The 24,547-nt window shown below is 55.7% G+C and carries 21 protein-coding genes, 1 other RNA gene and 1 pseudogene; 13 read left to right on the forward strand and 10 right to left on the reverse strand.

The features are described 5' to 3' along the window. Positions 1-23: 23 nt before the first annotated feature. The 5 genes from ACJJIS_RS02775 to ACJJIS_RS02795 form a co-directional block, all read right to left on the reverse strand. The gene (locus ACJJIS_RS02775; protein WP_475709433.1) at positions 24-1,253 is read right to left on the reverse strand and encodes a tyrosine-type recombinase/integrase; all 1,230 of its coding nucleotides are present in this window, start codon (positions 1,251-1,253) and stop codon (positions 24-26) included. Between the two features lie 185 nt (positions 1,254-1,438). Beyond that, positions 1,439-1,828, reverse strand: a transfer-messenger RNA (tmRNA) gene (gene ssrA / locus ACJJIS_RS02780). Between the two features lie 173 nt (positions 1,829-2,001). Then, positions 2,002-3,348 carry a sodium-dependent transporter gene (locus ACJJIS_RS02785; RefSeq protein ID WP_475709434.1) on the reverse strand — a complete coding sequence of 449 codons (1,347 nt, stop codon included), beginning with the start codon at positions 3,346-3,348 and terminating at the stop codon, positions 2,002-2,004. 40 nt (positions 3,349-3,388) lie between these two features. Beyond that, entirely contained in the window at positions 3,389-3,868 is a 480-nt protein-coding gene (smpB, locus tag ACJJIS_RS02790) for an SsrA-binding protein SmpB (protein ID WP_445355710.1), read from the reverse strand. A 15-nt stretch (positions 3,869-3,883) separates the two neighbouring features. Beyond that, positions 3,884-5,302, reverse strand: coding sequence for a sodium-dependent transporter (locus ACJJIS_RS02795; RefSeq protein ID WP_444915565.1), 1,419 nt, complete (start codon positions 5,300-5,302; stop codon positions 3,884-3,886). 193 nt (positions 5,303-5,495) lie between these two features. On the opposite strand from ACJJIS_RS02795, the gene ACJJIS_RS02800 reads away from it, so the two are divergent. Next, positions 5,496-5,936: a type II toxin-antitoxin system RatA family toxin gene (locus tag ACJJIS_RS02800; RefSeq protein WP_413663280.1), complete on the forward strand. Its 441-nt coding sequence runs from the start codon at positions 5,496-5,498 to the stop codon at positions 5,934-5,936. Continuing rightward, the gene (locus ACJJIS_RS02805; RefSeq protein WP_413663279.1) at positions 5,933-6,286 is read left to right on the forward strand and encodes an RnfH family protein; all 354 of its coding nucleotides are present in this window, start codon (positions 5,933-5,935) and stop codon (positions 6,284-6,286) included. The genes ACJJIS_RS02800 and ACJJIS_RS02805 overlap by 4 nt, the downstream gene beginning before the upstream one ends. Here the strand turns inward: ACJJIS_RS02805 and ACJJIS_RS02810 are convergent. Further along, complete coding sequence (locus ACJJIS_RS02810) at positions 6,283-6,627, reverse strand: outer membrane protein assembly factor BamE (protein ID WP_413663278.1); 345 nt, start codon at positions 6,625-6,627, stop codon at positions 6,283-6,285. The genes ACJJIS_RS02805 and ACJJIS_RS02810 overlap by 4 nt on opposite strands. Positions 6,628-6,905: 278 nt before the next feature. Here ACJJIS_RS02810 and fur point away from each other — a divergent pair, with 278 nt between their 5' ends. Then, a complete protein-coding gene (fur, locus tag ACJJIS_RS02815) occupies positions 6,906-7,316 on the forward strand; it encodes a ferric iron uptake transcriptional regulator (protein WP_282931309.1) in 411 nt (136 codons plus the stop codon). A gap of 50 nt (positions 7,317-7,366) precedes the next feature. Here fur and ACJJIS_RS02820 read toward each other — a convergent pair whose 3' ends face one another. Both ACJJIS_RS02820 and recN read right to left on the reverse strand, forming a co-directional pair. Next, positions 7,367-7,966, reverse strand: a complete 600-nt coding sequence (locus ACJJIS_RS02820; protein WP_413663277.1) for a 1-acyl-sn-glycerol-3-phosphate acyltransferase — start codon at positions 7,964-7,966, stop codon at positions 7,367-7,369. Positions 7,967-8,246: 280 nt separating this feature from the next. Next, a complete protein-coding gene (recN, locus tag ACJJIS_RS02825; RefSeq protein WP_475709435.1) occupies positions 8,247-9,914 on the reverse strand; it encodes a DNA repair protein RecN in 1,668 nt (555 codons plus the stop codon). Positions 9,915-10,142: 228 nt separating this feature from the next. On the opposite strand from recN, the gene grpE reads away from it, so the two are divergent. The 3 genes from grpE (at position 10,143) to dnaJ (ending at position 14,186) form a co-directional block, all read left to right on the forward strand. Beyond that, on the forward strand, positions 10,143-10,763 hold the full coding sequence (gene grpE / locus ACJJIS_RS02830) for a nucleotide exchange factor GrpE (RefSeq protein ID WP_282931312.1): 621 nt from the start codon (positions 10,143-10,145) through the stop codon (positions 10,761-10,763). Positions 10,764-10,886: 123 nt separating this feature from the next. Next, a complete protein-coding gene (gene dnaK / locus ACJJIS_RS02835) occupies positions 10,887-12,833 on the forward strand; it encodes a molecular chaperone DnaK (RefSeq protein ID WP_282931313.1) in 1,947 nt (648 codons plus the stop codon). 228 nt (positions 12,834-13,061) lie between these two features. Next, positions 13,062-14,186: a molecular chaperone DnaJ gene (gene dnaJ / locus ACJJIS_RS02840; RefSeq protein WP_282931314.1), complete on the forward strand. Its 1,125-nt coding sequence runs from the start codon at positions 13,062-13,064 to the stop codon at positions 14,184-14,186. 125 nt (positions 14,187-14,311) lie between these two features. Here dnaJ and ACJJIS_RS02845 read toward each other — a convergent pair whose 3' ends face one another. Beyond that, entirely contained in the window at positions 14,312-14,761 is a 450-nt protein-coding gene (locus ACJJIS_RS02845) for a hypothetical protein (protein WP_444959758.1), read from the reverse strand. A 232-nt stretch (positions 14,762-14,993) separates the two neighbouring features. Here ACJJIS_RS02845 and dapB point away from each other — a divergent pair, with 232 nt between their 5' ends. The 7 genes and pseudogenes from dapB to greA all read left to right on the forward strand — a co-directional run bounded on the left by dapB (position 14,994) and on the right by greA (position 23,483). Then, positions 14,994-15,809, forward strand: a complete 816-nt coding sequence (dapB, locus tag ACJJIS_RS02850; RefSeq protein WP_444891981.1) for a 4-hydroxy-tetrahydrodipicolinate reductase — start codon at positions 14,994-14,996, stop codon at positions 15,807-15,809. A 224-nt stretch (positions 15,810-16,033) separates the two neighbouring features. Then, a pseudogene (locus tag ACJJIS_RS02855) lies at positions 16,034-16,318 on the forward strand (ATP-dependent zinc protease family protein); the annotation flags it as partial. Positions 16,319-16,447: 129 nt separating this feature from the next. After that, the gene (rimK, locus tag ACJJIS_RS02860) at positions 16,448-17,356 is read left to right on the forward strand and encodes a 30S ribosomal protein S6--L-glutamate ligase (protein ID WP_413665891.1); all 909 of its coding nucleotides are present in this window, start codon (positions 16,448-16,450) and stop codon (positions 17,354-17,356) included. Between the two features lie 168 nt (positions 17,357-17,524). Further along, positions 17,525-18,100, forward strand: coding sequence for a YfiR family protein (locus ACJJIS_RS02865; protein WP_444896134.1), 576 nt, complete (start codon positions 17,525-17,527; stop codon positions 18,098-18,100). Positions 18,101-18,430: 330 nt separating this feature from the next. Further along, positions 18,431-19,579 (forward strand): glutamine-hydrolyzing carbamoyl-phosphate synthase small subunit, encoded by a 1,149-nt coding sequence (gene carA, locus ACJJIS_RS02870; protein ID WP_475709436.1) that lies wholly within the window; start codon positions 18,431-18,433, stop codon positions 19,577-19,579. Between the two features lie 112 nt (positions 19,580-19,691). Beyond that, positions 19,692-22,919, forward strand: a complete 3,228-nt coding sequence (gene carB / locus ACJJIS_RS02875; RefSeq protein WP_475709437.1) for a carbamoyl-phosphate synthase large subunit — start codon at positions 19,692-19,694, stop codon at positions 22,917-22,919. An 87-nt stretch (positions 22,920-23,006) separates the two neighbouring features. After that, entirely contained in the window at positions 23,007-23,483 is a 477-nt protein-coding gene (gene greA, locus ACJJIS_RS02880) for a transcription elongation factor GreA (protein WP_413663270.1), read from the forward strand. Between the two features lie 57 nt (positions 23,484-23,540). On the opposite strand, the gene ACJJIS_RS02885 is transcribed toward greA, so the two are convergent. After that, positions 23,541-24,416 (reverse strand): hypothetical protein, encoded by an 876-nt coding sequence (locus ACJJIS_RS02885; RefSeq protein ID WP_475709438.1) that lies wholly within the window; start codon positions 24,414-24,416, stop codon positions 23,541-23,543. Positions 24,417-24,547 lie beyond the last annotated feature (131 nt).

Below are 24,547 nucleotides of genomic sequence, written 5' to 3' on the forward strand. Positions count from 1 at the left end.
CTTGGGTGAATATTGAGCCTTATTTAGTGCGTGGTGAATTTTGCTGTTATGACGTTGGTCGAGCTTGTTTGAAGCTTGAGGTTATCCAGATAATCTGCCCACCTCTGCATCATTGCAGCTCTCTGCTCAAGGTGCTTGGTGCGGTTATAGGCACGCCCTAGTGTGTCTTTCACTTCATGGGCCAGCTGGTGCTCTATGTAATCCACACGGAAGCCCAGAACCTCATCCAAGAGAGTGCGGGCCATAGCGCGGAAGCCGTGGGCGGTCATGGTTTCATTGTCATAGCCCAGTGACCTGAGTGCAGTCCTCACCGCGTTATCAGACAATGGGCGGCTCTGGCCTCGGGCTGAAGGGAATACATATTTGCCACGGCCTGTTAGTGGCTCCACCTCCCGCAGTATTGCCAGCGACTGTTCTGCTAGCGGGATAATGTGTGGCTGGCCCATTTTCATTTTTTTGCTGGGAAACTCTATTTGCTTGGCTTCCCAATTAATTTCGGTCCACTCTAGTTTGCGTAGCTCTCCAGGGCGGCAGAATAGGAGCGGCGACAGCTTTAGGGCTGCTCTCACTGCTGGAGTGCCTTGGTATTCCTCTATGGCAGTTAGCAGGCACCCAACTTCAGCGGGGTCGGTTATTGCTGCCAAGTGTCTCTTCTTAGTGGGGGTGAGTGCGCCACTCAGGTCTGTGGTGGGGTCACGGTCGGCCCTTCCGGTGGCCACGGCAAAGCGGAATACTTGGCTGGCTACTCGCTTTACCCGGTGGGCTGTCTCCAGGGTGCCTCGGCTTTCAATGCGGCGCAGACAGCGCAGCACTTCCGGCGGGTCTATCTCGGAGATAGGGCGCCTACCAAGATAGGGTTTTAAGTCACGCTCGAGTGCCAGGGTGGCGCGGTCCTTGGACGACTTGGAAAGGTGGGTCATCTTGGCTAAGAACCACTCTTCACTTACTGCGGCAAAGCTGTTGCGATTGGTTTCCAGGGCGGATTCTTTGCGGGCGCGTTTTATATCGCGAGGGTCGACACCTTCGGCAACATGCTGCCGGGCTTCATCGCGGAGTTCGCGGGCTCGCTTCAGGCTTACATCTGGGTAGAGCCCAAGTGCCATCTCTGGGCGTTTGCCATGCAGGCGGAAACGGAATACCCAGCGCTTGGTCCCGGTCGGGGTCACTTCGATTGAGAGCCCTTTATCGTCGGACTCGATGTACTTCTTGTCGCGTGGCTTGAGGGCGCGGACCTTGGTGTCAGACAGCGGCATAGCTCACCTTCCATGGATTTTGGACGGGTTGGACGGTGGCACTGCTATCAACCCGTCCAATAACCCGTCCACTTGAGGCTGGATTTGGACGAGTTAGCTTAGATTAACTGGGATGGTCCAGATAAGCAAAAACCCCGGAAACACTAGGTTTGCGGGGCTTTCGTGGGCTGTCTGAGACAGCAATTTGGTGGAGATGGCGGGAGTCGAACCCGCGTCCGTCAGCACTCTGCCAGAGGCTCTACATGCTTAGCTCCGTCTATTGATTTAACCCATTACAGCCCGGCGGTCAGGACGTATAGGGCGATCCCGTAAGTTGTTTAACCGCTTACCCACGAGTATGGCTTGCGGCGATCCAGTTCTGTATAACAGTCTACAGCGCGATACTGGAACCTTGCTGAAGACTGCTAAGGGACGAACCCTTAGTTAGCGCTTCACAAGCTGCTTACGCAGCGAGTTGGGCACCGTAGTTGTCGTCGTTGGCAACTAATAAAATACAGCTTTGGATTAACGAGATTCGCTGCCATCTCGGCATGCACCCAAGGTTTCGTCACCGGCGTCGAATCCAAGTCATCCCCGATAAGAAACACTTTCGTGTGTCATCTAAGTATACCTCAAAATTCACGTTAGCAATAAATTTTATGTATTCGCCATTTGTGCGATCAGAGTCGCTTTAGTCAGGCGCTTTGAGGGAGTGCTTGGGAAGGCGGGGAGTTCCCGGCGGTGGGGTACCGCCGGGAGAGAGATCAGTTTAGCGAATGGACTGTACGAAAGCGGTCAGGATTAGCAGTGGGCAGACGATGCGCACATACCAGGGCCAGATCTTCCAGAACAGGGTGTTTTCGATATCTTCATGGCCTTTCTTGAGTTCGCTCAGCAGCTGGTCGCGGCGCCAAATCCAGCCGGCAAAGATACACAAGGCAATGCCGAGCAGGGGCTGGCCGTATTCAGTGCTGATGCTGACTGCCAGTCCGAAGAGGGCGTCGAAGTTGTAGATGATGCCGCAGCTCACGCCGAAGATGATCAGGCCAACGATCGGGGTGGCGATGCGGCGGGGGATATTCAGGTTCTCGATAGAGAATGCCACTGGCACTTCCAGCATGGAAATGGAGGAGGTGAGGGAGGCGATAACCATCAGTGCAAAAAAGGCGATGGCGACGAATATCCCGGCTTCACCCATGGTGTCGAATAGCGCGGGCAGCACTTGCAGGATCAGGCTCGGGCCGGCGATCAGGGAACCGTCGGCAGAGAAGATCTGGGTACCGGCTTCCTGGGCTACGTACATGGCGGGCAGGATCAACAGGCCTGCAGTAAATGCGATGCCCACATCAATCAGGGTTACCAGGGCACCAAGGCGCGGCAGGCTCTCCTGCTGGCTCAGGTAGGAGCCGTAGATCAGCATGGTGCCTACACCCAGGGATAGGGAGAAAAAGGCCTGACCCATGGCGGAGATCAGCAGATCCGGGGTGAAGTGGTCGAAGTTGGGCATCAGGTACACTTCCAGGCCGGTCAGGGCGCCGGGCTGGGTGAGTACGTAGCAGATCAATAGCAATAACAGGATGATCAGCGATGGCATCAACAGGGTGGACCAGCGCTCGATCCCCTTCTCAACACCACTGGCGATAATCAGCATGGTGAGACCACTGAAGATAGCGGTCATGATCATATTGCGATCGGTGCTGTTGCCGGCCAACCACTGGGCTGCCTCTTGGGCGCCGAACAGGCCGGCGAAAGGTTCGGCCAGGTGCGCGACCATCCAGCCCGCCACAATGGCGTAGAAGCTCAGGATAAGTGAGGCCACCAGGATACCGCCGAAGCCGGTCAGGCCTCCGAAAAAGCGGCTGATGGGCCCGTTGGAAATGGAGCGCAGCGCTTGCACCATATTGCGGCGCGCGTGGCGGCCGATGGTGAGTTCCGCCATCAGGGCTGGGTAGGCGAGCGCAAAGGCTAGAAATAAGTAGGCGACTACAAAGGCGGCGCCGCCGTTACTGGCGGCCTTGGTTGGAAAGCCCCAAATATTGCCGAGACCAACGGCGGAACCCGCCGCGGCCATCAAAAAGCCAATATTCGAGCTGAACTGTCCTCGCGGTGCACTCATGGTAAATCCCGTAATTATTCTTCTAATGGTTCACTGTGCACTATTTGTGCGTCGAGCGCATTAGGCGCTGCTTTTCGCGGTTCCAATCGCGTTTCTTCTCAGTTTCGCGCTTGTCATGGCTCGCCTTACCCTTGGCCAGGCAGACTTCGCACTTCACCAAATGCCCTTTCCAGTACATAGCGGTGGCAACCACTGTGTGACCTTTCTGCTCAACGGCGACGATCAGCTTGGCTAATTCGCGCTTGGTGAGCAGTAGGCGACGGGTGCGGTCGGGCTCGGTGACAAAGTGGGTGGAGGCGCTGGGCAGGGGCTGGATGTTGGCACCCAGCAACCAGGCTTCCCCGTTTTTAAAAATGACATAGCTGTCGGTCAGTTGGGCTTTGCCCTCCCGACAGCTTTTGACTTCCCAGCCTTTCATCTCAACGCCCGCTTCAAACTTTTCTTCAATGAAATAGTCGTGGCGGGCCTTCTTGTTGAGGGCGATGGTATTGGATGTTTGTGCTTTCTTTTTCTTGGCCATGAAAACTACGAGTGACTATATAAAACTGTGTCCAAAAAACTTCAGGGCCACGGTATTGATAAAGATAAGCAGCAGTATCAATGGGATAAAAGTGCCCAGGGAGAAGTTAACGTATTTTTGCGAAAACGAGCCTGCAAAGTCGCTGTCACCTTCTTGCAGCTCTTTATCAAAATTGGATTTCTTCCATTTGTAGATCACGAACAGACATACCAGCAGGCCGTTTAAAGGCAGGATGGTGTCGTAGAAGATGATCTCCACCAAATCGAAGAACGACTTGTTTGCGCCGGCCAGTTGTACAAACTCTGTAAACCAAGTGGCCATACCGAATGATACGGCGCAAGCGATGGCCAGCACAAATTGAACTGCCGCAACGATGTAGATGGCCTTCTTACGTTCCATGTTGCGCTCGTCGCGGAGGGTGGCAATGGGCACCTCGATAATGGAAACCAGCGAGGTGATTGCGGCAACCAGTACCAGGAAGAAGAAGGTGGCCGCTACTGCGCTAGCGCCTATGTAGCCGATTCCGTCCTGTAAAGCGAGGAATATCTTCGGCAGGAACAGGAAGATCATACCGGCGGAGGAGTCGCTCAGTTCTGCCGGATCGATTTGTGGATTGAAGTGGAAAATACTCGGCAAAATCAGCAGACCGGCTGTAAAGGCTACCAAGGTGTCAGTAATCGCTACGGCACGGGAAGAACCGGGGATGGAGTCCTTCTTCTTCATATAGGAGCCGTAGGTAATCATGATGCCCATTCCCAGAGACAGGGAGAAGAAGGCCTGGGCCATGGCTTTGCTGATTACGTTGCCGTCAATTTTGCTGAAGTCGGGTACCAGGTAGTACTGCAAGCCCAGGGCGGCGTTATCCAGGGTCAGTACAAAGAACACCAGCCCTAATAACATTACAAACAGCATGGGCATCAGGGTTTTTGCGGCCCGTTCGATACCGTCTTTAACGCCCATAGCGAGAATGGCATTGATGATTAACATCAGCACTACCAGGTAAATAAATACCGTGGGTGTATTGATAAAGTGGATAAAGAAATCTGGGGTGGCGAGCTTATCCAGGTTGCCGGAGAAGATTTCTACCAGGTATCCCATTACCCAAACGGTGACTACCAGATAAAAAACCGCGATCATAAATGGGGTGATCAGGGCCAGCCAGCCGGGAATACTCCACAGCTTGGAACCTTTGGAAATTTCTCGGTAAGCGCCGACAGGGTCTTTATCCGAGCGGCGTCCCATAGCGAGTTCCGCCATCATCACCGGCAGGCAGATCACGAATACGAAGAGAGCATAGACCAGTAAGAAGGCACCGCCTCCGCTCTTGGTGGCTGCTACAGGGAATGCAACCAGGTTGCCAATACCGACGGCGGAACCTGCGGCGGCCAGGATAAAGCCCAGCCTTGACCCAAAATGCTCTCTCTCTGCGGTCATAAGTACTCTCGCTATTATTTTTTATGAATGCTTGTTGTTTTTTGTTACTGCGGTTGGGGCTAAATGTGGCCCACCGGTAAAAAATGCGATTGTTACAGGAATTGTCTTGCTTGAGTAGCGTCGGCTGGCAAAATTAGCCGTTCAACGGTAATCCCAGGTGATTTTGCCTGATGGACTGGATTAGACAGTAGGAATGACTGAAATAGAACGCAGTGCGCTGGTCATGTACAGCGCGGAACAAATGTTTGATCTGGTCAATGATGTGGCCAGTTACCCACAGTTTTTACCCGGCTGTCGCGCTGCGGAGATTATCCACAGCGATGACACCACTTTAGAGGCGCGCCTGGATTTGTCGCGCGCGGGTATAAAGCAGAGCTTTGTGACCCGCAATCAGCTGGTGCGTCCCAAGTCGATGACGCTCAAGCTGGTGGATGGTCCTTTCGAGCAGTTCGAGGGACTGTGGGAATTTACTCCACTGGCTGAAAATGCCTGTAAAGTGAGTTTTACCCTTTCGTTTTCGATGAAAAATCGATTGATCGCGGCGGCTGCAGGAAAAATTTTCAGTGACCTGGCCAACCAGATGGTCGCGGTTATGTGTGAGCGCGCGGAAGAAGTTTACGGGAAACCCCAATGACAGAAGAGAAAACAATCTCGGTGGAGGTGGTGTACGCACTGCCCCACGAACAGCGATTAATGCGTTTGTTGGTGTCTGAGGGTACCACTGCGCGGGAGGCGCTAATTCGCTCGGGAATTCCCAAGGAGTATCCCGAAGTTGATCCGGATACGGCAAAGATGGGTATTTTTGCCCAGGTGCTGGGGAGTAAGGGGCTACCGCCGGCGGAAAGTTATGTCCTGCAACCCGGGGACCGGGTTGAGGTATATCGTCCCTTGATCGCCGATCCCAAAGAGGCGCGCAAGCAGCGCGCCGAGAAAGCCAAGCGTATGGCTGAGAAGAAGAAAGGCGCCGAGGGGACTTCCGCTTAGGGCCAGCCTGTGGGCTGCCAGTCGCCGCTGGTGGCTACCAGGGAGTCTTCATCAAAGTAAACGCTAAAGGTCTTTTGGGTGATATTGCCTTTCTTGTCGCGAAGGCGATTGACGTAATCCCAGCGGTTGGGGTTGTACGTATCTTCCAGCAGCGGAGTGCCCAGAACAAACTGTACCTGGCGTCGCGTCATCCCTGGCTTTAGCTGATCCACCATCTCCTGGGTAATGATATTGCCCTGCTGCACCTCAATACGGTGTACACCGGGGAATTTTACGAGTGTGCAAGCTCCCAGCAAGCTGCACAGGAAGGCGATAGTGAGAAATCTCAGACTAGGCGGCATTCATTGCTCCATTATTCGGTTTCAAACGGCAGCGCTCACGCTGATTTCTTACAAACAGTCAGTTTAGTCTCAAGTGGAGAAAAAAAGTTCCTCCACTTACCAGTTCTGCCCTAAGTGAGCAGTACGGGGTTTCTCTGACTCCGTAGGGCATGGGATAATACCTGAAGAGTTGGCTCGCTGACAGACGGGACTCCAGGGTCGGAATCCTTTATAAATGGCCGCTGTGGGTTTGGGCAACTTCGGATAACTTTTAAAATCCTGCCGGGAAATATTGATACATGTCGAACGAAAACCAGGAATTGCGCAAGGCTGGCCTCAAGGTCACTCTGCCGCGGGTGAAGATTCTGCAATTGCTCGAAAGCACTAGTGAGCAGCATTTGAGTGCTGAGGATGTCTATAAGCTGTTGCTGGAGGCGGGAGAGGATGTCGGCCTAGCTACTGTGTACCGGGTATTGACCCAGTTTGAGAGCGCGGGCCTGGTAGTGCGCCACAACTTCGATGGCGGCCACTCCGTATTCGAGCTGGACCGTGGCGATCACCACGATCACATGGTGTGCACTGATACCGGTAAGGTTATCGAGTTCCACAATGAAGAGATTGAGGAGCTACAGCGCCAGATCGCTGAAGAGCACGGCTATGAGCTGACTGGCCACAGCCTGGTTCTGTATGTGACAGAAAAAGAGAAGTGATTCTTCCGGGTGCGGTATTCACCGCACCCTTCAAATGCTTACGCTGAGTGTTACGACTGGCAGGGTGGGGTGTAAAGCTCTGGGAACTTGCCAATTTTATCCGCGTAAAATTCCTTGAGCTTCAACAGCTCGGCTTCCAGGTTTTCACTGAATTGCGCTATCGGGCCTATGCCCACTTCTTTTTTGGGGAAGCTGATATAGCCGAGTACTACCGGAACCCTGGCGTTGCGGGCGATATGGTAAAAGCCGGTCTTCCAGCGTTCCGCCAAACCGCGAGTGCCCTCGGGGGGAATAGCGATAACCAGTTCTTTGCGCAGTTTGAACTGCCTGGCGGTGGCATCCACCAGGTTGTTGGCTTTGCTGCGGTCTACGGCGATACCGCCGAACCAGCGCATGGGGCCACCCAGGGGGAAGGTAAACAGCTTGTCTTTGCCCATCCACTGCGGGGTCATCTTCAGTTTGAGTGCGGCGAGAATAAAGTAATAGCCGTCCCAGTTAGTGGTATGGGGGGCGCCGATCAATACGTACTGCTTTAGTTTGAGAGACTGCTCGTCAGCTTTGACACGCCAGCCGTGCAACTTCAGTAGCACCCGTGCAACCAAGCGGAGGATTGGGGTGACAATAGGGGTGTTGAAAATCGTTCTCTGCATAACCTCGGCCGGGACTACTCATACATCGAAAAATAAGCCGCCAAGTATATGGTGACTTTAGCCGCCGCTCCCAGTCATATTTGTGCGTTTGTCCTAAATCGGCATATATATCCGACGAAAGGGGTGGTATACCGGATTGTGTGGCGGTCATTTATTGATCTACGGTATAAGATTGCTTACCAAAATGCATCATTTTTGCCCTTTGGTGACATTTGGCGCCGGAATCGTATGGAGGAGGTAGGGCTGACTCCATAGCCAGCCTGATAGAAGGGTTGGAAAGTTAAATTCTCTCCAGCATTTCCTCGGCATGAGCCAGGGATTGGGCGGTGGGGGCGCCGCCGAGCATGCGCGCCACTTCTTCGCGGCGCTCGCCGTTGGTGAGTTCGCGCAGTGCCACAAAAACACTTTCGCCATCGCTGTGCTTCTCCACCAGGTATTGGCGGTGGGCTCGCGCCGCTACCTGGGCCAGGTGGGTCACACAGATCACCTGGCCGCTGCGGCCATTGCGGGTTTCCCCCAGTTGGCGCAGCAGGCGGCCCACCACATCACCGGTGGCACCGCCGATACCCACATCCACCTCGTCGAATACCAGGGTGGGGGTGCGGGAGGTTTGCGCAGTTACCACCTGGATTGCGAGGCTGACCCTGGAGAGTTCACCGCCGGAGGCAATCTTGCCCAGGGGGCGAGGCGGTTGGCCCGGGTTGGTGGAAATTAAAATTTCTGCTTCTTCCAGTCCCTGGCTATTGGGCGTATCCAGCTCTTGTAGTGATAGCTCTACTCGAGCGTGAGGCATGGCCAGATCGGCCAGCTGGCCGTTCACGGCCTCCGCCAGCGAAGCTGCCGCTTTACTGCGCAGTTTGCTGAGCTTGCCGGCCACTTTTCTGTACTGTTTTTCCAGTTGTTCACAATCTGCGGCAAGGCGCTCCAGGGCATCTGGGCTGCCGATATCGTCCAGCTCTGCCTGTAACTGTTGCTGTAGTGCCGGCAGCTCCTGCGGTTGGACTCGGTGTTTGCGCGCCGCCTGGTAGATGGCGCTGAGCCTGTCTTCAACTTCGGAGAGCCGTTCAGGGTCCATCTCGAAGCGATCGATGTGTCGGGAGAGGGTGGCTGCGGCCTCATCCACCTGGATGCGCGCGCTGTCGAGCATCTGCGCCACCTCTACTAAGGCCGGAGCCTGTCCGGGCATGGAGGACAGCAGTTGCAGGGCGCGGTGCAGCTGTTCGGCGATATCGCCTTCACCGCCGGAAAGGAAAGCGGCCAACTGGTAGCTGCCACTGAGGATTTCCCCGGCATTGGCCAGCTGTTGCTGTTCGCTCTCGAGGGACTCTATTTCCCCTTCGCTCAAGCCAAGTTGATCCAGTTCCTTAAGCTGGTATTCCAGCAAGTGGCGGCGGGCTTCGGCTTCCTCGGCGCTGTCGGCCAGGGTGCGATAACGGCGATAGTGATCCCGCCAGGTTTTGAAGCGGCTGCGGGTCTCTGCGGCGAGATCCTGGGCCTGGGCGTATTCATCCAGCAGGCGCAGGTGCGTTTCTTTCTTCAGCAGGGATTGGTGTTCGTGCTGGCTGTGGATATCGATTAGCTGCTCGCCTAGGGCGCGTAGCTGCAACAGCGTGACTGGTTGGCCGTTGATATAGGCGCGTGAGCGGCCATCGGCGCCAATAGTGCGGCGCAGAATGACCTCCTGCCCGGCGTCCAGCTCCTGGGACTCGAGCCAGCTGGCGGCGCTGGAGTGCTCGGCGATATCAAAGGTGGCGCTGATATCGGCGCGATTGGCGCCGGTGCGCACAAGTTCAGCGCTGCCGCGACCGCCCAGCGCCAGGCCGAGGGCATCCAGGGTGATTGACTTACCCGCGCCGGTCTCGCCGGTCAGGGTGCTGGTACCAGGACCAAACTCCAACTCCAGTTGGTCCACCAGGGTGAATTGGCTGATAGACAGATGCAGCAGCATAGAGATCGCTTGTGTCCTTGCTAATCGGCGGGCGCCCGGCCCAATTAGTGGTTATTTATACAGTATTCGTTCCCGGTTAGCTATAGGGGCGGGGCCACATTACTCTGAGGATGTGCGCTAGCGCGAAAAACCACTTGAACTGTGCGGGGATGTCCCCATATAGGCTCCAGTGCCCGAGAGACGGGCTCAACTCACATTACTGACAGAGTCGACGCGACGGAGAAAGCAGTGGCCAGAGAGCGCAGCGAAGAAGATCAGATTAAAGAGGGGGCGGAGCACGCACCAGCTACAGACGAGGGCGTTTCAGCAGAGATTGAAGACCCTTCCTCTATAGAAAGCGAACTTGCCGAGGAAGCCCTGCGGGAAGAGGCCGAAGGTGCCGATGCCCTGCACGAGGAAATTATCAAGTTGCAGGAGCAGCTGGCAGCGCACAAGGATATGGCCCTGCGCGCCCAGGCGGAAGAGCAGAACGCCCGCCGCCGCGCGCAACAGGATATCGAGCGCGCGCGCAAATTTGCGGTAGAGAAGTTGCTGCAGGATTTGCTACCTGTAGTGGACAACCTCGAGCGTGCACTGGCGACGATCGATACGGCCGACGAAGCCAACAAGGCCTTGGTAGAAGGTATCGAGCTGACCCACAAATCTTTCGTTGAAACCCTGACGAAAAATGCTGTGGAAGTTGTCGATCCGGCCGGTGAGCCCTTCGACCCAGAACTGCACCAGGCTATGACCCAGGTGCCCAACGGCGAGGTGGAGCCGAACACGGTTCTGGATGTGTTTCAAAAAGGTTATCGCCTCAATGGCCGCCTGGTTCGCCCGGCCATGGTGGTGGTCAGCAAAGCGCCGTAACGGCAGAAGTGTAAAGCGGCCTTGAAATTTAGCGGCCGGCACCAATATAGCTGACATCAAGAATTATTCGCGCGGTGTAAACAGAACATAGCTGGCAGCGCGCATCAAAAGAGGATTTTACAGATGGGAAAAATTATCGGCATCGACCTGGGTACCACTAACAGCTGTGTAGCGGTACTGGATGGTGACAAAGCGCGTGTAATCGAAAACGCCGAAGGCGATCGCACTACACCTTCTATTGTTGCCTTCACTGACGACAACGAAATTCTGGTAGGTCAGTCTGCCAAGCGTCAGGCGGTGACCAATCCCCAAAATACTCTGTTTGCGGTTAAGCGTTTGATCGGCCGTAAATTCAAAGACGACGTTGTCCAGAAAGATATCAAGATGGTTCCTTACACCATCACTGAAGCTGACAACGGCGACGCTTGGGTAGAAGTGAAAGGCGATAAAAAAGCTCCGCCGCAGATCTCTGCCGAAGTCCTGAAGAAAATGAAAAAGACTGCGGAAGACTTCCTCGGCGAGAAAGTAGAAGCTGCAGTAATTACCGTACCGGCTTACTTCAACGACTCCCAGCGTCAGGCTACTAAAGACGCCGGCCGCATTGCGGGCCTGGACGTTAAGCGTATTATCAACGAGCCGACTGCCGCTGCACTGGCATACGGCCTGGACAAGCAGGGCGGTGACCGCACTGTAGCGGTATACGACCTGGGTGGTGGTACCTTCGATATCTCCATCATCGAAATTGCCGACGTAGACGGCGAGAAGCAGTTCGAAGTACTGTCCACCAACGGTGACACTTTCCTCGGTGGTGAAGACTTCGACCTGCGCCTGATCGAATACCTCGCAGACGAGTTCAAGAAAGACCAGGGCATCGACCTGAAAGGTGACCCCCTGGCAATGCAGCGCCTGAAAGAAGCTGCAGAAAAAGCCAAGATCGAGCTGTCCTCCAGCCAGCAGACCGAAGTCAACCTGCCGTACATCACTGCAGACGCTACTGGTCCCAAGCACTTGGTGGTTAAACTGACCCGCGCCAAGCTGGAAAGCCTGGTAGAAGAGCTGGTTACCCGTTCCCTGGAGCCGGTAAAAATCGCTCTGCAAGACGCCGACCTGTCCGCTTCCGGTGTAGACGAAGTGATCCTGGTAGGCGGTCAGACCCGTATGCCAATGGTTCAGCAGAAAGTAACCGAGTTCTTCGGCAAAGAGCCGCGCAAAGACGTTAACCCCGACGAAGCCGTTGCCATGGGTGCTGCTATCCAGGGTGCCGTACTGTCCGGTGACGTTAAAGACGTACTGCTGCTGGACGTAACCCCGCTGACCCTGGGTATCGAAACCATGGGTGGCGTTGCGACTCCGCTGATCGACAAGAACACCACTATCCCCACCAAGAAGTCCCAGGTTTTCTCCACTGCGGATGACAACCAGACTGCGGTAACCATTCACGTGGTTCAGGGTGAGCGCAAGCAGGCTGCACAGAACAAATCCCTGGGGCGTTTCGACCTGGCCGATATCCCACCGGCACCGCGCGGCATGCCGCAGATCGAAGTAACCTTCGACATCGATGCCAACGGTATCCTGCACGTACACGCGAAGGACAAGGCCACTGGTAAAGAGCAGTCCATCGTGATCCAGGCTTCCTCCGGTCTGTCCGAGGACGAGATCGATAAGATGGTTCAGGACGCTGAGGCCAATGCCGAAGCGGACAAGCAGTTCGAAGAGCTGGTGCAGACTCGCAACACTCTCGATGGCCTGATTTCTGCGACCAAGAAGACTCTGGAAGAAGCTGGCGACAAAGCCACCGCTGAAGAGAAAGCAGCTATTGAAGCGGCTGTTACCGAAGCGGAAGAAGCCGTTAAAGGCAATGACAAGGCCGCTATGGAAGCTGCAACTACCAAGCTGACTGAAGCTTCCGGTCCGGTTGCCCAGAAGATGTACGCCGAGCAGGCTCAAGCCGCTGGTGCTGAAGGTGCCGCTGGCGCTGGTGCCCAGGGCGAGCAGCAGTCCTCCGCTGGCGACGACGCGGTAGACGCAGAGTTCGAAGAAGTTAAGGACGACAAAAAAGAAGGTAAGTAAGCGTTCGCTTGCAATTCCGGTGGCAGCTTTTAAAGTGGCCGCCGGAGAACTTCAGGGGCGCGGCGCCTTACTTTCAGAGGCCCGCGCCCTGTGTTGTTTCAGGTATCTGCCAATATTTGCCGAGTTTTCGCAGTTTTGGTGGTGCTCCGTTCGCGGAGCTTAGTTAGAAACCGAGAAGTAGAAAGAGAGTTTGGCCGTTCTTGATGCCGGACCAGAGAACATAGTTTTATGTCGAAACGCGATTATTACGAAGTCCTCGGCGTCGAGCGCGGCGCTTCGGATGCAGAGCTGAAAAAAGCCTACCGCCGGGTGGCAATGAAGTTTCACCCGGACCGTAACCCCGATGACAAGGAATCTGAGAACAAATTCAAGGAGGCCAATGAGGCCTACGAGGTTTTGTCGGATTCCGAGAAGCGCGCAGCTTATGACCAGTTTGGCCACGCCGGTGTGGAAGGCCAGATGGGCGGTGGCGGCGCTGGTGGATTCGGTGGCTTCTCCGATATTTTTGGCGATGTGTTCGGCGATATCTTCGGTGGTGGCGGCGGTGGCCGTCGCGGCGGCCCTGCTCGCGGTTCCGATCTGCGCTATGACCTGGAATTGGACCTGGAAGACGCGGTGCGTGGCACCACGGTCAAGATTCGCGTTCCAACTCTGGCAGCCTGTGGTACCTGTAGCGGTTCCGGGGCCAAGCCCGGTTCCTCTCCGCAAACCTGTGGTACCTGTGGTGGTGCTGGCCAGGTGCGTATGCAGCAGGGTTTCTTCTCTGTTCAGCAAACCTGCCCCAACTGTCGCGGTCGCGGTACCACTATCTCCGATCCCTGTGGCAGCTGTCACGGTCGCGGTCGCGTAGAGGAAACCAAAACCCTGTCTGTTAAGGTACCGCCCGGTGTGGATACTGGCGATCGCATTCGCCTGTCCGGTGAAGGTGAAGCCGGGCCCGATGGCGGCCCCGCTGGTGATCTCTATGTACAGGTAGTGGTGAAAGAGCACGATCTGTTCCAGCGCGATGGCAAGAACCTCTACTGCGAAGTGCCGATTAGCTTTGTTTCCGCTGCCCTCGGTGGCGAGCTGGAAGTGCCGACTCTCGACGGTAAAGTGAAGCTGAAGATTCCTGCGGAAAGCCAGACCGGCAAACTGTTCCGCCTGCGCGGTAAAGGTGTTTCCCCGGTTCGCGGTGGTGCAACCGGCGACCTGCTGTGTCGCGTTGTGGTAGAAACTCCAGTGAACCTGTCCGGCAAGCAAAAAGACTTGCTGCAAGAGTTCTCTAATACCCTCAGCGAAAAGAAAAATTCACCGCGTCAGACCGGTTGGTTTGAAGGGGTGAAAAACTTCTTTGGTGATATGAAGCTTTAATCGCTGTTAGCACCGGCAAAACCTTAAATTGTTTTTCGGGTTGCCTATTTAAAAAGGCTCGAGAGCATTAGCTTTCGGGCCTTTTTTATTTCCGGGTGAGTTTTATCCCCCCAATGGAATGCCTTCTATTGGGAAGTTTTGGTTCTCAAACGGGCTGCGAATTCACTCAGGAATTCCTGTTGGATTTTTTGCGCTTTGCGCAGTTGCTCCTTATTTAAAATACCTTCCAATTCTTTGTGTGTTTCCAGGCTGATAGCTGCGAATTGAGCGCCAATTTCGCCGCGTTGCTTGGGGGTTAGGGCGACCTTTTTACCACTGAGTAAACCGTATTTTTCCAGCACCGCTTTTTTCTCTGCGAAGCTCTTTTGCATAATGGGTAATACGGTTTTTTCCTGTCCCGGGGTGAGCTGCAAACGCAGCGTCACCCAATCGGTAATATCATCATACTTCTCCCAAAAGTCTGGATTGGCATTTTGCTGCTGGGCAGATGCCGGCGTGCTGCCAAAAGCCAGGCTCAGAGAGATCACTACCACCATGATGTGTGGTAGATGGTTGGACAGGATCATCAGTCGCATATTGGCGCTCCATTTACCCCTCACAGTAAAGCGTAGCAGTGGCCGCTGATATCGCGTTTTGCGCAAGTATCCTCTTGGCAATTTTAAAATATGTGGATATTTCTTTTTGTTTTACTTTTGCGGAGTGACTAGCCATTTTTAGACTCGCTAATACTGGCTTACTGGTATCTATGCGCTCTACCGGGTGCGTTGTAGAATCCAGAACCTTATAGATTTGGACTGGAGTACTGTGATGGCGGTAAAAGTGGCGGTGACGGGATTTGGTGGTCGAATGGGGCGAGCGTTGGCGGAGGCTTTGTCCCTGTCTGATAAGGCCGAACTGTCAGCGGCTATAGTGCGGCCTGGCTCCAGCTTGGTCGGCGCTGATGCCGGTGAAGTTGCCGGTCTGGGCCGCAGCGGCCTCGCTATTGTGGACAGCCTTGATAAGGCAGACTTTGACGTACTTATTGATTTCACTGCCCCTAAAGCGACCGTGGAAAATACTGCCTATTGTGCGGAGAAGAATCTCCCCATTGTAATCGGCACCACGGGCTTTGATAGCGAGCAAAAAAATAAAGTATTGGCTTATGCGGATCAGGTGCCGCTGTGCCTTGCCAGTAATTTTTCCACCGGGGTAAACCTGTGCTTTAAATTGTTGGAAACTGCTGCGCGGGTAATGGCGGAAGAGGCCGATATCGAGATTGTCGAAGCCCATCATCGCCATAAAGTGGATGCACCTTCCGGCACGGCACTGAGTATGGGAGAAGTGATTGCGGAAACTCTGGGGCGCGACCTGGATAAAGTGGCAGTTTACGGCCGCGAAGGTCAAACCGGAGCCCGCGATAGGGACACTATCGGTTTTGCCACAGTGCGCGGTGGTGATGTGGTAGGTGAGCATTCGGTGATGTTTCTGGCGGAAGGTGAGCGGGTCGAAATTAGCCACCGCGCCAGCAGCAGGCTCTCTTTTGCTCGCGGTGCTGTGCGCGCGGCACTGTGGATGATGGGAGAGGAAGGGAGTGCGCGGGCGCCTGGGCATTACGATATGCGCGATGTGCTCGGCCTTAACTAATCTTACAAAGAGTAAATAAATTCAGCGCCTGCAGGGGCGCTGTGAAAGAAATTTTCGATTTTCATTTGCCCGCCATTTTTGCGGGTAAAACTAAAAGGCCGGCGACATTCGTTCGACCGGTCACCCTGTAACCTTCCTTTGAGGAACCTCGATTGGAAAGAAAGCTGATTGTCGGCAGCGAAGAGTGGTGCGGGCTTCCCGCACTCGGCGTCCCGGCGATTAAGGTGCGTGTGGACTCCGGGGCTAAAACTTCCTGTTTGCACGCTTACAACATCCATACCTTCAAGCGCGATGGCGAACCCTGGGTGAGTTTTGAGGCGCATCCACTGCAGCACCAGCGCCGCCCTTCAGTGCGCTGTGAGGCGAGGCTTTTGGATAAAAGGCTGGTGCGCAGCTCCTCCGGTGAAAGTGAAAAGCGCCCGGTAATTCGTACCTCTATTTCCATTGGTGGCAGTGTCTGGGATATCGAACTGACCCTGACCAATCGGGACAGCATGGGCTATCGCATGTTGTTGGGGCGCGAAGCCATGATTGGGCGAATGCTGGTAGATCCGGCTGAGAGCTTCTGTATTGGCGATATCCCGAAAAGCCAGCTGGATGAATATTATCGGGATGAGCACCATATTGCCGGTACCGGCCTGCGCATCGGGCTGCTGGCATCGAACCCGGATCTCTACAGTAACCGGCGCATTATGGAAGCGGGAGCCGAACGCGGACATCGCATGAGTTTTCTCGATATCCGCCAGTGCTACATGAAGCTCGACCCTGATGAGCCGGAAGTGCACTACCGGGATGGCCGCATACTCAATAGCCTGGATGCAGTTATTCCCCGCATTCGCCCCAGCCAGACCTTTTACGGTTGTGCGCTGACGCGGCACTTTGAGAGCCTGGATATTTTTGCCCTGAATGGCTCTGCCGCTATCAGTCAGTCCCGGGATAAATTATTTTCCCTGCAGTTGCTGCAACAAAGTGGATTAAATATCCCCACCTCCGGGTTTGCCAATTCCCCAGTGGATACCAACGAGCTGATCGAAATGGTGGGCGGTGCGCCACTGGTGGTGAAGTTGCTAGAGGGAACCCAGGGGCGCGGTGTGGTCCTGGCAGAAACCCGCAAGGCCGGGGAATCGGTGATTAATGCGTTTAAGTCCCTCAAGGCCAATCTCCTGGTGCAGGAGTTTATTCGCGAAGCGGAGGGAAAGGATCTTCGTTTGTTTGTTATCGATGGTCGTGTGGTGGCCTCGATTCAGCGCGAGGCGGCACCGGGGGAGTTTCGTGCCAATATTCACCAGGGCGGTACGGCTTCGGTAGTTAAGGTCACCGCAGAGGAGAAGCGCCTGGCGGTCAAGGCTGCCAAGGTGTTGGGGCTGAAGGTGGCGGGTGTGGATATTATTCGCTCCCGCAAGGGGCCGCTGCTATTGGAGGTCAATTCCTCACCGGGACTTGAGGGCATCGAGAGCGCTACGCGCAAGGATGTTGCTGGGGCCATGATCATATCTATCGAAAAGGCGTTGAAGTGGCGCCCGATTTTGCCGGGGGAGGATCTTTAGGCGCTGTAACTCTGGTCCCGGCGGGGGCCTTTGCGTTGGGCTAACCTGAGTAGGTGGCCGGGCTTTTCGCTGGCGCGCAAATAGAGCCGCAGCGAGCTTTGGCCGCTGCGGGTAACAGCCCACCGCAGCTTCCTTTCGGGAGATGCAAACCACAGGGTTTGAGCTTCTATGACGATATCCAGCCCAGGTTCACTCCGCACTATTCCCGCCCTGATACTTTTCCTGACAGTACTTTTCACCGGTGTGGGTGCCCAGGCTGCGGTGCAGCTCTCCGATACGCCTTTGGGGCGGCGGGTAATGGTGGATTACATAGTGCACTTCGCCTACCACCTACAGTGGCCGGTCAATGCCTTTGCCAACAGTAGTGCCCCGTTCAAGGTGTGCCTAATGGGTGGGGATTCTCTCGGTGAGCCACTGGCGGCCCGATTCAAGAATCAGCGTATTGATGGGCGGGATGTGGAGCTTGAGAAAATTGAGGTCAAGGAGATGCTGCGGGCGCGCAAGTGCCAGATTGTGGTGCTGAGTACCCTGGATCGCCCCACACTGCTCAAGGCGTTGGTGGCACTGGAGTTTTTCCCGGTACTGACGGTTAGCGATGCCGAGCGCTTTGCCGCCACTGGCGGTATGATCGAGTTTGCCGACAGCGGCCGGGAGGTGGCCCTGCGTATGAATAAGACCATGCTGGAGAAGGCGGAGCTGAAAATGGGCAGCAGTCTTTTCCGGTTGGGACGCAAGCCGGAGTGAGATTTTCAGGGAAAGTAGCCTGGCGTATTTTTGCACTAGCGTCCAGAGGTGAATTCGCGTAGAATCTGCGCCCGATTTGGGCCGGTGCCGCGAAGCTGAATCGCGCAGCGTGAGCCTACTAAAAAGCTGGCGGCAACCGTCGGCCACTTTGTGAGAATCACGCGTGAACAGATTTTTAAAGCGAGATGAAGCTGCGATGTTTCATCTCGCTTTTTTATGCGCGCACCAGTCAGGAGCCCGCGTGCTCCGAAGCCCGCAAACCCCGCCCGGAAGCAGTTCTGAAGATTGGAGTTCAATTTGACTAAAGCTGTCCCTACGTCGGAGGCTTTCATGCCCCACAACTTTATGCAGAGTACAACTCCCGCGCTGCTGGTGCTCGCAGATGGTAGTGTCTTTGAAGGACGCGCAATCGGTGCCCATGGCAGTTCTGTTGGCGAGGTCGTGTTCAACACATCCATGACCGGCTACCAGGAGATCCTCACCGATCCCTCCTACGCCCGCCAGATTGTGACTCTGACCTACCCGCACATCGGCAATACTGGCACCAACCAGGAAGACGAAGAGTGCGCTGATATCTGGGCCGCCGGCCTGGTAATCCGCGACCTGCCGCTGCTGGCCAGCAGCTTCCGCAACGAGCAGTCCCTGGAGGACTACCTGCGCGAGCGCAATATCGTTGGTATCGCCGATATCGACACCCGTCGCCTGACGCGCCTGCTGCGCGACAAAGGTGCGCAGAGCGGTTGCATCGTTGCCGGTGATAATATCGACCGCGAAGAAGCTCTGGCCAAGGCCAAGGAATTTGCCGGTCTGAAAGGGATGGACCTGGCCAAGGTAGTGAGCACCAAGGAAGCCTACCCCTTTAGCGAAGGTACCTGGGAACTGGGCGAAGGCCACAAGGCCGCGCCGGAACAGCCCTTCAAAGTGGTGGCTTACGACTTCGGTGTGAAGCGCAATATCCTGCGTATGCTGGTGGATCGCGGCTGTGACATCACCGTAGTACCGGCGGAGACTCCGGCTTCCGAAGTACTGGCGATGAATCCCAACGGTGTATTCCTGTCCAATGGCCCCGGCGACCCCGAGCCCTGTGAATACGCGATCACCGCTATTCGCGAAATCCTGGACGCTGGCATCCCCACCTACGGCATCTGCCTGGGCCACCAGTTGTTGGGCCTGGCGGTGGGCGGTAAAACTGCCAAGATGAAGTTCGGTCACCACGGTGGTAACCACCCGGTACAAGACCTGAACAGCACCAAGGTGATGATCACCGCGCAGAACCACGGTTTCGAAGTGGACGCCGATAGCCTGCCGGACAATGTGGAAGTTACCCACAAGTCCCTGTTCGACGGTACCTTGCAGGGTATTCACCTGAAGGACAAGCCGGCCTTCAGCTTTCAGGGACACCCGGAAGCGAGCCCGGGCCCACACGATGTGGCGCCGTTGTTCGACCACTTTATCAATTTGATGAAAGAGCGCGCCTAAGGGCGTAGCCGCCCAGGGTAGGGCAATTAACCGCCGCTTTTGCGGCGGTTTTAACAAGAAACGAATGAAATTTAGCGCAGCCGGCCTTTGCCGGTAGTAGAACGGAAGAAAGATGCCAAAACGCACAGATATCCAAAGCATTCTGATTATCGGCGCAGGCCCCATCGTGATCGGCCAGGCGTGCGAATTTGACTACTCCGGCGCCCAGGCCTGTAAGGCGCTGCGCGAAGAGGGTTACCGGGTGATCCTGGTGAACTCCAACCCGGCCACCATCATGACCGACCCGGCCATGGCCGATGCCACCTACATCGAGCCGGTGGAGTGGCGCACCGTTGCCAAGATTATTGAGCAGGAGCGCCCCGACGCCATCCTGCCCACCATGGGCGGCCAGACGGCACTGAACTGCGCCCTTGACCTGGACAAGCACGGTGTCCTGAAGGAGTTCAATGTCGAGCTGATCGGTGCGGACAAAGACGCTATCGAGAAAGCGGAAGACCGCGACCTGTTCGACAAGGCGATGAAGGCCATCGGCCTGGAAACTCCGCGCGCCAAGATCGTCCACTCCATGGAAGAGGCGAAGAAAGTACCGGAAGAGTTCGGTTTCCCGGTAATTATCCGTCCGTCCTTCACCATGGGTGGTTCCGGTGGCGGTGTGGCCTACAACTGGCCGGAGTTTGAAGAGATCTGTAAGCGTGGTCTCGACCTCTCCCCCACCAACGAACTGTTGATCGACGAATCCCTGCTCGGCTGGAAAGAGTACGAGATGGAAGTGGTTCGCGATAAGAACGACAACTGCATCATCGTATGTTCCATCGAGAACTTCGACCCGATGGGCGTACACACCGGTGACTCCATCACCGTTGCCCCGGCGCAGACGCTGACCGACAAGGAATACCAGCTGATGCGCAACGCCTCTATCGCGGTACTGCGCGAGATCGGCGTTGAGACTGGCGGCTCCAACGTACAGTTCGGCGTCTGCCCGAAGACTGGTCGCGTGGTTGTGATCGAGATGAACCCCCGCGTATCCCGCTCCTCCGCACTGGCCTCCAAGGCCACCGGCTTCCCGATCGCCAAGGTCGCGGCCAAGCTGGCAGTGGGTTACACCCTGGACGAGTTGCAGAACGATATCACCGGTGGTGCTACTCCGGCGTCCTTCGAGCCGTCTATCGATTATGTTGTCACCAAGATCCCGCGCTTCACCTTTGAGAAATTCGGTGAAGCTGATGCACGCCTGACCACCCAGATGAAGTCTGTGGGTGAAGTGATGGCAATCGGCCGTACCTTCCAGGAGTCCATGCAGAAAGCTCTGCGCGGCCTGGAAGTGGGCAGCTTCGGCCTGGAAAGCAAGATTGACCCGAGCAAAGACGGCGCCGAGAACCGCCTGCGCAGCGAACTCTCCGTTCCGGGTGCCGAGCGCATCTGGTACGTGGGCGACGCCTTCCGTATGGGCATGAGCGTCGGCGAAGTTTACGACTTGTCGGGTATCGATCCCTGGTTCCTGGTTCAGATCGAAGAGCTGATCAAAATCGAAGAGCCGCTCAAGTCACTGCCTACCTCGGCGCTGACTACTGAGCAAATGCGCTTCCTCAAGCGCAAAGGCTTCTCCGATCGCCGCTTGGCGGACCTGCTGGGGGTGAGCCAGAAGACTGTGCGCGAGTTCCGCCACAAGCTGGGTGTATTCCCTTCTTACAAGCGCGTGGACACCTGTGCTGCTGAGTTCAGCACCTCTACTGCGTACATGTACTCCACCTACGATGAGGAGTGCGAAGCGCAGCCGTCCGACAAGAAGAAAATCATGGTACTCGGCGGTGGCCCCAACCGTATCGGCCAGGGCATCGAGTTCGACTACTGCTGTGTACACGCCGCTCTGGCGATGCGCGAAGACGGTTACGAGACCATCATGGTCAACTGTAACCCGGAGACTGTTTCCACCGACTACGACACTTCTGACCGCCTCTACTTCGAGCCGGTAACCCTGGAAGACGTGCTGGAAATTGTTGCCAAAGAGAAGCCGGAAGGCGTGATCGTACAGTTCGGCGGCCAGACTCCGCTGAACCTGGCGCGCTACCTGGCCAACGAAGGTGTGCCGATTATCGGTACCACACCAGAGCAGATCGACCGCGCCGAAGACCGCGAGCGCTTCCAGCAGATGATCATGCGTCTCGGCCTCAAGCAGCCGAAGAACGCTATCGTGCGCTCTGTCTCCGAAGCCATTCAGGCGGCGAAAGACGTGGGCTACCCGCTGGTTGTGCGCCCATCTTACGTACTGGGCGGCCGCGCCATGGAGATCGTCTACAAAGAAGACGAGCTGCTCACTTATATGAAAGAAGCGGTACAGGTTTCCGACGAAGCGCCGGTACTGCTGGACCACTTCCTCAACGCCGCTATTGAGGTGGATATCGATGCGGTATCCGATGGCAAGGACGTTGTGATCGGCGCCATCATGCAGCATATCGAACAGTGTGGTGTTCACTCCGGTGACTCCGCTTGCTCCCTGCCGCCTTATAGCCTGCCGGCGGATGTGCAGGACCGTATGCGCGAAGAAGTGAAAGCCATGGCTCGCGAGCTGGGCGTAGTTGGCTTGATGAATACCCAGCTGGCCTACCAGGACGGCGAGATCTACGTGATCGAGGTGAACCCGCGCGCTTCCCGTACTGTACCTTTCGTCTCCAAGTGCATCGGCACTTCACTGGCGAAAGTGGCTGCGCGCTGTCAGGCGGGTATCAGCCTGCAGGAGCAGGGCTTTACCGAAGAAATCGTGCCGGACTACTACTCCGTTAAAGAGTCTGTATTCCCGTTCAACAAGTTCCCGAAAGTGGACCCGATTCTCGGCCCCGAGATGAAATCCACCGGCGAAGTAATGGGCGTAGGCGCTACCTTCGCAGAGGCCTTCGACAAGGGCCTGGTTGCCGCTGGCGACCGCCTGCCGGAGTCCGGACGCGCATTTATCTCTGTGCGTGACTTCGACAAGGCCGACGCAGTGGGCGTAGCTCGCGATCTGGTGGAGCTTGGCTTCGAAGTAATTGCCAGCCGTGGCACCGCCAAGGTCTTGCAAGAAAACAATATTCCCGTTACAACCGTCAACAAGATGAGTGAAGGTCGCCCGCATATCGTCGATATGATTAAGAACGACGAGATTGCATTGGTAGTGAACACTACCGAAGGGCGCCAGGCGATTCGCGACTCTGCGGATATCCGTCGCAGTGCCGAGAACCACCAGGTGTGTTACACCACCACCCTGGCAGCGGCCCAGGCCATGGCGATGGCCATGCGTCAGGAGCAGCCGCTGCAGGTTCGCCGCCTGCAAGACCTTCACCAGCGTGTCGTAAAGCTGTCCTAATAGCTTTAAAACCAACTTGTGAAATCCAACCGGGCCCTGTGATCTCACTGGGCCCGGTTTCGTCGTAACAATAATGGAGGTCCCACATTGAACCGGGTACCAATGACCGTTGAAGGCGCAGAGGCGCTGCGCTCAGAGCTGGACAATCTGAAGAAAGTTGAACGCCCTACTGTTGTACAGGCGATTGCTGAAGCGCGCGAACACGGTGATTTGAAGGAAAATGCCGAATACCACGCAGCGCGGGAAAAGCAGGGCTTTATCGAAGGCCGTATCCAGGAAATCGAGAGCAAGCTATCCCACTCGCTGGTCATTGATGTGAAAAGCATCGAGCCCAGTGACAAGGTAATTTTCGGTACTACGGTAACGATTATTCACCTGGATGACGATAAGGAAGTCACATACAAAATTGTGGGTGACGACGAGGCCGATGTTAAAAAGCACAAGATTTCGGTGAACTCTCCGATTGCCCGTGCGCTGATTGGCAAGGAAGTGGGTGATGTGGTGGTAGTCCAAACACCTTCCGGTGCGGTGGAGTACGAAATCGATGCGGTTGAGCACCTGTAAATTACAGGTGATAAAAAAAGGGCGGCCATGGGCCGCCCTTTTTTGTTGTTGCCAGTTCTACTGGAATACGAGGCTTTGGTTAGCGTGGCCAGACTGCATTACCGTCGCAGTTTCGTAGAGGCCAAACTGTCCCACCAGGCTATTGTTGTTGTGCCCTGATTGGCGTGCTGTAGCGGTGTGTCCGGAACCGATTTGTCCCAGGTACACGTCATTGTGGTGGCCTCTCTGGCGGGCGCTCGCACTGTGGTCATATCCAGCCTGGGAAATATCGGCTTCATGATTGTGGCCGCGCTGACGCATACGGGCGTAGTGATCACCACCCACCTGGCGGATATCACCATCGTTGGATTCACCGGACTGGCGCATGCCTGCATCGTGACCGAATCCGCTCTGGAAGGTATCTGCGTTGTGCAATTCCCCTCTCTGACGGATAACGGTCTCAGAACCAACGCTCACAACCTGGGTGGCGGTTGCCGTGTTGTGGCTGTCCATTTGGCTAATCATCACCATGTTGCCAGCACCAGCAAACTGATAGGTGAGGGCGTAGTGGTTGTCACCAGATTGCTGATGGGCGGAGTAACTGCCCAGCTGTCCAATCTGGTAGGTCTCAGATACGTTGGTGTTGCCGGACTGGAAGCTGAACGACTCATTGCCGGCACCGCCGCTTTGCAGCAACTCCGCCGAATGATGATCACCTTCCTGATACTGGTAGCCATAGCTGCCGAGTTCAATGCTGTGAGTGATCTCCGCATCATTGCTGTGGCCGTGTTGCTCCTGCATAGCGTTGTTATCCCAGGTCAGCGGCCCGGTCTGAGTGATGGTGGCATTGTTGTGGCCGCCATTCTGGTCCTGAGTGGCTGTGTTACCGCCCGCATAAGCGGTTCCACTGATGGCCAGGGTTAGGGCTACAGCGATAGGGGTTAAAGTCTTCATGAGTGTCTCCATTACTACAAACTTCAATGAATATCACACGGTGAATTACCAGCCTAAATGGCTGAAAAGGGGGTGGCACGTCATCCTGCGCCAAGGGTTTTACAGCAGGTGCACCTAGCCGGAGGGGCAGG

It is taken from the genome of Microbulbifer maximicatervae (SeqCode), from assembly GCF_056231245.1.